Genomic DNA, 10,398 nt, shown 5'->3' on the forward strand with positions numbered 1-10,398 from the left:
ACGGCGACCACCGAGATCTACACTCTTTCCCTACACGACGCTCTTCCGATCTTTTGCTGACCACCTGACCACCTATTTTTAAATTAAAAAAAGTCCCAAGTATTTGCTTCAGCAAATACTTGGGACGAATAAACGTAATCGCGGTACCACCCAAATTGATTTCTTAGAAATCCACTTTAACATATACCATCATATATGCCGTATTTGTAACGAGTCCAGTTCTCGTCAGCGCCTACTCTTTTCATTTCGGGCTGCCCTCAAAAGTCCATTCAACCATTCCCTGTATACTGCAATCACACCACCTGCAGCTCTCTAAAATACAATCAAAAAGTTTACTACTCTTTCTCAAAGGTTTCTGTTTATTTGTTTAATTTAATTCATTATATAATTATAGTCCTCTAATTGTCAACAGCTTTTTGATGTCTTTTGCGGAATGCTGAAAGCGGAACTTTTCTTGACGTAATGTGGAATTATTTCTTTCTGCATCCGTTCGAGTATTAACCGGCAAATAAAAAGGACCCCGGAGGGGCCGAATGCTAGAGACTAGTATTTGCTTCAGATTGTGTGTAGCTTCCAACTAAAAGGAATACCCGAGAGCTAGAGACTAAGGACTATGAACTAGCGACTATATTTACTCTAGTTCAAATTGACCTGTGTAAAGTCTATAGTATCTTCCCTTTCCTTCGATTAACTCGTCGTGAGATCCTCGTTCGATGATTTCTCCTTGTTCTAGAACCATAATCGCTTTAGAGTTTCTAATAGTGGAAAGCCTATGAGCTATGACAAATACGGTCCTGTTTTCCATTAATTTATCCATGCCTTCTTCAATAAGCTTTTCTGTTCTTGTATCAATAGAGCTAGTAGCCTCATCTAAAATCAAAACAGGAGGGTCCGCTACAGCGGCTCTTGCAATGGAAAGGAGTTGTCTTTGACCTTGAGATAAATTTGTTCCATCTGCTGTCAGCATAGTTTCATATCCCTGAGGTAAGTGCCTAATAAAGGTATGAGCATTGGCTAATTTAGCTGCTGCAACAATCTCTTCATCTGTAGCATCTAATCGCCCGTAGCGAATATTATCGGCAACTGTTCCTGTAAACAAATGAGTATCTTGTAGTACAATTCCTAAAGATTGTCTTAAAGAATCTTTTTTAATATCTTTTATATTGATGCCATCATATGTTATTTTACCTGATTGGATCTCATAAAAGCGATTGATCAGATTGGTAATAGTGGTCTTCCCTGCTCCTGTTGAACCTACAAAGGCAATTTTTTGACCTGGTTTTGCAAAGAGGCTAATGTCTTTTAATATAACTTTCTCCTCATTATATCCGAATACTACATTTTCAAATCGAACATCACCTTTTAAAGGTACAAGCTTCTTTTCTCCATTTTCATTTGTTACTTCCCAAGCCCAACATCCAGTTTTCTTTTCTGTTGCTTTAATAGATTGATCTTCACAAATTTCTACTCTCTTTAGGATTACATTACCATCGTCTATTTCCTCTTTTTCTTCCATTACTTCTAGGATACGCTCTGCTCCTGCCAAAGCAGAAAGAATGGTGTTCATCTGTTGTGACATATGTGAAATTGGATGTGACACTTGCCTACTGTATTGCAGAAAGGAGACTAGTGTACCAATATCGAGCATGCCAGCAATAGCCATAATACCACCTACAGAACTGGTAAGTGCATAGTTCGCATAGGAAAGATTCCCTAAGGCAGGCATCATCATTCCTGCAAAAGTGTGGGCATTTGTGGCAGCTACTCTTAATTCTTCATTTCTCTTAGAGAACTCATTTATAGCTTTGTCTTCGTAGCTAAATACTTTAACTACCTTTTGTCCTTCCATCATTTCCTCAATATAACCATTGACCAAACCGAGTTTCTTTTGTTGTAGTGAAAAATAATATTTGCTTTTTTTACCTATTAATTGTGCCGTAAATAAAATCAAAGCAATCATTACTCCAGTTAATAAGGTCAGTATTGGGCTAAGGACAATCATCATAATTAAGACACCAAAAAACATAATGATATTGCTAATAACTCCTGCTAAACTATTATTGATGGCTTCACTAATCGTATCAATATCGTTTGTATAACGGCTCATCAAATCTCCATGACTATGGGTATCAAAATATTTCAAAGGCAAATCCTGCATTTTATGAAATAAATCTCGACGCATTTGAGCCACTGCATTTTGAGATATATGCACCATAATGCGAGCATAAGTATAGGAGCTTAACGCACCAATTAAGTAAATAGCACCTAAGAGCATGAGCATTTTTATAAGACCACTAAAATTTCCTGGTATAATATAATCATTGATAATAGGTTTTAAAAAATAGGAACCTGCAATCATGGCAAAACTACTCATAAACATACAAATTAATACAAAGACTAACAATATCTTGTACTTATTGACGTATTTCATTAAAAATGTAAGGGTCTTTTTAATGTTTTTTGGTTTTTGAAAATTATGTCTACCTGGTCCTTGTTTAGCCATCTATTGCAACTCCTTTCTGTTGAGATTCATATACATCCCGGTAAATTTCGCTGTCCTTCATAAGTTCTTCGTGATTTCCTATATTGGCAATCTTTCCATCATCTAAGACGATAATTTGATCTGAATCTTGGATAGAAGATATCCTTTGAGCGATAATGATTTTAGTTGTGTCTTTTAGTTCCTTACGGAAAGCTTCTCTTATTTTGGCATCTGTAGCCGTATCTACTGCACTAGTACTGTCATCTAGTATGAGAATTTTTGGCTTTTTAAGTAATGCCCTAGCAATAGTAAGTCTTTGCTTTTGCCCTCCAGATACATTGACACCACCTTGCTCAATATAGGTGTCATAGCTATCTTGAAACTTTTCAATAAACTCTTCGGCACAAGCTGCTTTACTTGCTAATCTCAATTCTTCATCAGAAGCCTTTTCATCTCCCCACCTAAGGTTTTCCGCAATGGTCCCAGAGAAAAGGGTGTTTTTTTGTAATACCATAGCAACTGCATCTCTTAAAGTATGAAGCTTATACTCACGCACATCATGCCCGCCTACCTTTACACTTCCACTTGCTGCTTCATACAATCTAGGTATAAGCTGTACTAAAGTACTTTTAGCTGAACCTGTCCCTCCGATAATACCTATTGTTTGCCCAGATTTAATATTTAAATTGATATTGGTCAAATTATATTCTTCACTGCCTTCGTCATATTTAAAATAGACATTTTCAAAAACCACATCCCCATTTTCCACTTGATAATCGTGAATACTATCATCTACAATTTCTGGCTCTTCTTCCAGAACTTCAAGGATACGTTTTCCACAAGCAATAGAACGAGAGAGCATAATGAATATAAAAGAAAGCATCATAAGAGACATTAGAATTTGATTGACATATGTGAGAAAACTTGTAAGCTTACCAACTTCTAGTTCTCCTATACTAACCATATTTCCTCCAAACCACAAAATGGCTATGATTGTAGAGAAGATGACTAACTGCATAATAGGCATATTTAATACGGTAAGACTAAAAGCTCTTTCTGAAGCTTTCATGAGTTCTTCATTGCTCTTATTGAATTTAGACTTTTCAAAAGCTTGGCGAACAAAAGATTTGACTACTCGAATACCTGTCAAGTTTTCCTGAACCGTCAGATTCATATCATCGGTTCTCTCTTGGAGTTTTGTAAAATAAGGTTTTACTCTACTGATAATTAAAAACAATGAAATCCCTAAAATAGGTATGCCCACAGCAAATACCAGCGCCAATTTTGCGCTAATAGTTACGGCAATAACCAAGGCAAATACCAACATAAATGGAGAACGAACTAATATCTTCATTCCTATGGTTACAGACATTTGCAATGCATTTACATCGCTTGTAAGCCTTGTGATTAACGATGCTGTACTAAATTTTTCAATATTTTTAAAGGAATAGGATTGTATTTTTTTAAACTGAGCTTCTCTTAACTCCGCTCCAAATCCTTGACCAGCTACAGCTGCAAACCGTGCTGCGCCTATTCCTAATATTAGTGCAACTACTGCTAATAGAACCATAATAATTCCCATTCGTATGGTATACTCTACATCTCTATTTTGTATTCCTACATCAACGATATAGGACATAACTAGAGGTATTAAGAGTTCAAATACGGCCTCTAAGGCAGAACAGGTCATTCCTAGAATGGTTGCACGCTTATAATTTCTTAAATACGGTGCAAATTTTTTTATCATACCTTCACCTCAACTTTAATACGCGCCAATCTATTATTGGTCGATTTAATTCCTTGATTACACCTAGTTCTCAAATAAACTTAAAACCTTATGGAACATAAGATTGAATGCCTTCAATCATCCTTCTAAAGATATCATTCATCATCTCTTCTTCATCTTCACTAATTTTTGAGAACATAGCTTGAATTATACTTGAAACATCTTTATCGCAAGCTTCAAGAGCCGCTCTTCCTTTTTCTGTAATGCTTATGCGATTGCATCTACAGTCTTCTTCGTCTTGCTCTCGAACGATAAATCCGTTTTTTTCCATGCGCTTTAGAGATGTGCCCATGGTGGATTTTGTCACATCTAGTTTTTTAGCCAATTCATTTTGAGTCATCCTAGGTTCTTTCATAAGGCACGTTAAAATATAGGGTTGACCTTTATGCAGCCCATGCTTATTTAATACCTTAACCAATGTGACATAATGGATTTTCATAAACTTTCCAATAAGTGTAACAGAACTCCTTTCGTCAAATTCACACTTCATGCTTATACCACCTTTATCTGCAAAATAGTAAGTCGAGTTACTAAAATTATACCACAAAAAAGGTATTTGTAAAATACCTTTAGTTTTAGGTGAATTTAAACCACCAAGATTCTTCGCTAGCGCTCAGAATGACAGAGTGAAAGCTATGCTCAGAATAACAGGGTAGGAGCTATGCTCAGGATAACAGGGTGAGAGCTAAGCTCAGGATAACAGGGTGAGAGCTAAGCTCAGAATGACAGGGTAGCTCAGTTGTGGGTCATCCTGAAGCGCAGCGAAGGATCTTAAGACCCAAAAGAAATACATAAGATGCCTTTGCTGACCACCTGGGAGTAATACCTAATTTATCTGCCAAAAGGCAGAGAAATTAGGTATTACCCCTGTCAAGGTTGGCGAGGTTTGTAGTGACTGTAAGGAGCTACAAGCCCGCAACCTACGACATACCACCTGACCACCTTTTATTGATCGTACTCATCTAAAAAGCTATATCGTTGACCTTGTTTTCGATAGCCAATAACCGTCTCCAAATTTACATTGTGAGCGCTAGCAAAGATATTTTGATCAATATGAGGATTGGTACGTCTGAATGGGGAGTAATCGTATGTAACTGGGGAACTATGTAACTGCTTTCATTTCCTCTCGCTTTGAACCGCCTCCATTATCTCCGAGAACACAGTTCTCAGTAAGGCGACAAGCACATTGGATAAATTGTAAGTCATTATATCTTTTCCACGCTAAAATATCTTCTTCTCTTACTTTGTACATAGGACGAATAAGCTCTATACCTTTAAAATTTGTGCTTATAAGCTTAGGCATCATGGTTTTAAACTCTCCAGCATAAAGCATGCTCATGAGTATGGTCTCAATAACATCATCAAAGTGATGTCCTAAGGCAATTTTGTTGCAGCCTAATTCCTGAGCATTCTTGTATAAGTAACCTCTTCTCATTCTAGCGCATAAGTAACAAGGAGAGTCGTCAATATCTGCCACAATATCGTAGATATCTGATTGGAATACCTTAATAGGAATATTCATAAGCTCTGCATTGTCAATAATCCGCTGCCTGTTGATATCATTGTAACCTGGGTCCATGACTACATATTCTAAATCAAAGTGAACTTTGCCATGTCTTTTTAATTCCTGCATGCATTTTGCCATAAGCATAGAGTCTTTGCCACCAGAGATACAAACAGCAATTTTATCCCCTTCCTGAATCAATTCATAATCATTAATCCCCTCAACAAACCTCTTCCAAATCTCTTTGCGATATTTTTTTATTATACTTCTCTCAATTAATTTATATTTTTCCATGTGTACCTCTTTTTTTGTTATTTACTTGTATTCTATTCGAGAATCATCTCTACTCATAGATCCCTAGAGCTTAGCCACTAGCGGCCAGCATTCAGCTATCAGTATTATAGCGACCTTCGGTGGCTGATGAGGAATAGTAGATGACTTTCATTGGCTTCCAGATGTTTTTCACTCACTACCTAATGTGTAGAGATCCTTCGCTACGCTCAGGATGACTTCTGCAGGAGCTAGGGTCATTACCTCGCCTGAAGGCGAGTTTGTTTTCCCGTCCAACCGTCCAACAAAACAACCGATCAACCAGATATAAAGTTCCGCTTTCCGCTGTCAGCTGTCCGCTCTTTACGTTTTTGCTGACCACCCGACCACCTGACCACCTGACCACCCTAAAAGAAAGTTCAACTTTCAGCTTCCAAAATATTCTTAAGACAACTCATAAACCGATTAATTTCCTCCTCAGTAGTAAGATGACTCAAACTGATTCTCAGCGTAGATAAAGCTCTCTTTCTATTATTCGTAAGAGCGTAAACAGGTCTTGAAGGTGTATTCATTGCACAGCATGCAGATTTTGAAGATAAGCATATGCCTTCTAAGTCTAAGGCTTGGACGATCTTTTCTGCTTTTATTCCTAAAAGACTTATGTTTAAAATATAAGGGCTTGCCTGTTCTGGACTATTAATCTCTACTTTAGGTAATTTTTTTAGTTCTGTACGTAGATCATTATTGAGCTTACTTACAGAACGATGCCTGCTCTCTACATTAAGAAAAGCTGTCTCTAACGCTTGTCCTGTTGCTGCTATAAGGGCTAAACTTGGCGTACCACTCCTATAAGGTGTAGTACTGATTCCACCATGTATCATTGGCTCTAACTCTATATGCTCCTTCTTGATTAGTATACCGCTACCATTTAAACCATAAAATTTATGGGGAGCAAATGTAATCATGTCAATGTTTTCAATAACAAGGGGAATCTTTCCTACTGCCTGAGTCCCATCTGTATGGAGGTGACAATTAGGATAGGCTTTAATAAGTTCTCCTAGTTTATTTATGTCTTGAATAATCCCTACTTCGCTATCTACATAGCAAATAGAGACTAAAATCGTGTCTTCTCTAAGAAGCTCCTTTAAATGTTCTATATCTATTAATCCATTGGGGAGAATATCTACATAATCTATTTCATAACCTCGATCTTTAAGATAACTCATCGGACCATTTACAGAAGAATGTTCTAAGTAAGTGGCGATAATATGCTTACCATGAGTTTTATATCTTTCCACAAGTCCCTTTATAGCTAGATTATTGGATTCGCTTGCACTAGAAGTGTAGATGATTTCACTTGATTTTACATGTAAGAGCTTGCTTATACGATCTGTTTCGTATTCTAATCGCTCCTTAGCTTGCTTTCCTAAGCGATGAGTAGAATTAGGGTTTGCAATATATTTTATAGATACCTCATTAAATGTGTTTAAGACCTGAGGGTCTACAGGAGTTTCTGCAGCGTAGTCTAAATATATCATTCACTTCGTCTCCATTTACTTTAATAAGTGCTAAGTGCACATACGAAAGTATAGCATAAGTGAAGGCTTGGCGCTAGAGTGAGCTTCTCCCACAATTTAGAATTATTTAAAACCTCTTAATGATGGTACACTCTCAAGCGTCCGCATGCACAGATCCTACTCCTCGCTTAGCATGACATGTGCAGGAGTTTAAGTCATTACCTCGCCCAAAGGCAAGTTCAGGTTTTATTTATCACCTACTAAAAAAAGCCCCTATGTAAAATAGGGACTCAAAACATAAGTTTTCGGCTTACATTGGCTTATAGCGATTAGTATTTTATAAACTTAGAACCTGGTACATTACAGATGTGACATTTTTCTGGAACTACCTTTTCAATATTTCCACATACTGGACATAAGTAATAGAAAATTTCTTCTTCTTGATCAATATTTTCAATTGCGTCTTTATACAAAGCCGCATGAACTTCTTCTGCTTTCATAGCAAAGGTAAAGGCTTGAACTGCTTTCTTATTGCCTTCTTCTTCTGCTTCTTTTATAAATTCTGGGTACATCGTTTTATATTCGTATGTTTCCCCTTCGATTCCATCTTCAAGATTTTCTAATGTAGATTTGACTTTTCCAGCAAGTTCGTATTCTTTTAAAGCGTGAAGTGTTTCAGCATCTGCTGCAACTTTAAATAATTTTGCTGCATTCTTTTTACCTTCTGTTTCTGCCTTTTTAGCATAGGCTTCGTATTTACGATTAGCTTGTGACTCGCCTGAAAATGCATCCATTAAGTTTTTAAATGTTTTACTATTTTCCATATTTAATCCTCCATATAATTATATTAACAAATATTACGCTGTTTTTTTATTACTACACTATATATACCACTATATATTCTTGATTAAACATAAATTTATCTTTTATCTAGAAATCTGTTTTTATTTCTTTTTTGCATAAATTCCAAAAAAAATTCCTCTGCTAAGCTTCCTGATTTAATTTCTTCCTTAGCTTCCTCTAAGGTGTACCATTTAGCATAGTCTACTTCTTTATGATCCATATTGCTCAAATCCGTAGAATCTACAGTACAAGAAAAGTTAATCATTAAAGTATTTGATTTTTCATAATACTTGGTCTTATTGTATTCATAGGAAACTACATCTAAACCCAACTCCTCTTTTACCTCTCGTATTAAAGCATGTTCTGCAGATTCTCCAAGATTGATATATCCAGCTACTAAAACATTTGACTTTTTTCCATACTGCTGTATTAATATCATTTTCTCTTGGGAAGAATCTAACACTTCTACGCTAACCGCCACATTAAACATAGGGTATCGATACATGTGACAAGATGTACAGAATGGAACATTTCCATCATCTCGCCTCCACTTGCTAGTCAATAGTGTACCGCATTCAAAACAATAACTCATATCACACTCAAACTTCCTCTACTATAATCTTTGACCCTTTTGACTCTTCGTGATTATCTACCTTGCTATAAAAACTTGATTTTTAAAATTTTCCTAGCCTACAAGATGAAAATTATTTATTGAAAAACTTCATAATTTATATTACCACAAATTGTTTCCAAATAAAAACAAGATCATAAACAAAATTTCCATCTGCGTTTACAGCTGTATTTTGATATAATAAACAGAACACCAAATAGGAGATAAGAATATGAATAGCAAATTAAGAAAACATAATATTATGCAAGAAAAAAAAATATATTTTTTTGAAAACTCCCCCTTCCAACTAAAGGTTCATTCAATAAAAAAATCCTCTGTACACTGGCATGACAATACAGTAGAAATCGTTCTCCCACTGAAAGGTTCTGTTAAAGTCACATCAGGATTTGAACGCCTGAATGTTGAAGAAGGAGATTTTGCATTTGTCAATCATAAGTACATCCATACGATAAGCAGTTCATCAGATGCTATTGTTGCTTCTATATATATCAATTTAAATTACTTTGAAGATCAATTTCCTTATATTAAATATATGTTCTTTAGAAGCAATACATTTGCTGATGAAGGATTTGAAATCGAAAGCACAAACTTCGAAGAAAATATAAGAAGAGAATATAAAATTAGATTTCGAAATGTTCTCATCAATCTTGTGTCCGATTATATAAATGCAAATTTTACTCCTGAATTGACTATTAAAAGGTATGAGCAACAGCTCATTTATGCACTAGTATATGAATTTGATTGGTTGCAGTTTATTAAAAAAAATGATGGCTTTGTTAGTTCTGTTCAATTAGATCGATATCATCGAATCTTACGGTATATAGACAAAAACTATGATCAAAAAATCACTCTAGAAGATATTGTAGCAGAAGAGTTTATCACAAAAAACTATTTTTCTCACTTTTGGAAAAAGGTTAATTCCTATAGTTTTCAAGCGCGAATTAATTACGAAAGAGCTATTAAATCAGAGCTTTTTCTGTTTTCAGATATGAACATTTCCGATATATCAGACAGATGTGGTTTCTCAGATGTAAAGTATTATTACAGAAGCTTTAAAAGATGGTATGGGTGTAAGCCTTTAGAATATAGAGCTAAATATTATGAATACATAGAAAAGGGCCTCGATTTTAAAGAAATCGACTTCAAGGATGTTAAGGGGGTTTTCTACAACTATGTAAATAATTACTTTATGATTAGCTGCCATTATGATAATCAGCAGGATATATTATCATCTGTTGAAAATTACCTAAAAATTCGTCATACTTACGCTTTAGCAAAATACATGGATACAAATGAACCCATAAATATTGCTATTAATCCCTTTAGTAGTAATAATTTTCATATTGATGAAGAAGATATCTTCTT

At 35.5% G+C, this 10,398-nt stretch carries 7 protein-coding genes, 1 pseudogene and 1 other annotated feature; of the genes and pseudogenes, 1 reads left to right on the top strand and 7 read right to left on the bottom strand.

Annotated elements, in window-relative coordinates:
- Window positions 1-117: 117 nt before the first annotated feature.
- Window positions 118-358, bottom strand: a binding site (T-box leader).
- Window positions 359-631: 273 nt separating this feature from the next.
- The 7 genes and pseudogenes from Q7P22_RS10360 to Q7P22_RS10390 form a co-directional block, all read right to left on the bottom strand.
- Window positions 632-2,503 (bottom strand): ABC transporter ATP-binding protein, encoded by a 1,872-nt coding sequence (locus Q7P22_RS10360; RefSeq protein ID WP_113920288.1) that lies wholly within the window; start codon window positions 2,501-2,503, stop codon window positions 632-634.
- On the bottom strand, window positions 2,496-4,229 hold the full coding sequence (locus Q7P22_RS10365; protein WP_303863885.1) for an ABC transporter ATP-binding protein: 1,734 nt from the start codon (window positions 4,227-4,229) through the stop codon (window positions 2,496-2,498). The genes Q7P22_RS10360 and Q7P22_RS10365 overlap by 8 nt, the downstream gene beginning before the upstream one ends.
- 88 nt (window positions 4,230-4,317) lie before the next feature.
- Window positions 4,318-4,758 (bottom strand): MarR family winged helix-turn-helix transcriptional regulator, encoded by a 441-nt coding sequence (locus Q7P22_RS10370; protein WP_303863887.1) that lies wholly within the window; start codon window positions 4,756-4,758, stop codon window positions 4,318-4,320.
- A gap of 455 nt (window positions 4,759-5,213) precedes the next feature.
- Window positions 5,214-6,066 (bottom strand): annotated as a pseudogene (locus tag Q7P22_RS10375) (tRNA 2-thiocytidine biosynthesis TtcA family protein).
- A gap of 395 nt (window positions 6,067-6,461) precedes the next feature.
- Complete coding sequence (locus Q7P22_RS10380; RefSeq protein ID WP_303863889.1) at window positions 6,462-7,580, bottom strand: cysteine desulfurase family protein; 1,119 nt, start codon at window positions 7,578-7,580, stop codon at window positions 6,462-6,464.
- A 308-nt stretch (window positions 7,581-7,888) separates the two neighbouring features.
- On the bottom strand, window positions 7,889-8,383 hold the full coding sequence (locus Q7P22_RS10385) for a rubrerythrin family protein (protein WP_303863891.1): 495 nt from the start codon (window positions 8,381-8,383) through the stop codon (window positions 7,889-7,891).
- A gap of 95 nt (window positions 8,384-8,478) precedes the next feature.
- Window positions 8,479-8,994 carry an NUDIX domain-containing protein gene (locus tag Q7P22_RS10390; RefSeq protein ID WP_303863893.1) on the bottom strand — a complete coding sequence of 172 codons (516 nt, stop codon included), beginning with the start codon at window positions 8,992-8,994 and terminating at the stop codon, window positions 8,479-8,481.
- 250 nt (window positions 8,995-9,244) lie between these two features.
- Here Q7P22_RS10390 and Q7P22_RS10395 point away from each other — a divergent pair.
- The coding region (locus Q7P22_RS10395) for a helix-turn-helix domain-containing protein (protein ID WP_303863895.1) at window positions 9,245-10,398 on the top strand (1,154 nt) is incomplete at its 3' end.

Origin of the sequence: Alkalibaculum bacchi (assembly GCF_937875145.1) — a bacterium.
GTDB classification, from domain to species: Bacteria; Bacillota; Clostridia; order Eubacteriales; family Alkalibacteraceae; genus Alkalibaculum; species Alkalibaculum bacchi_A.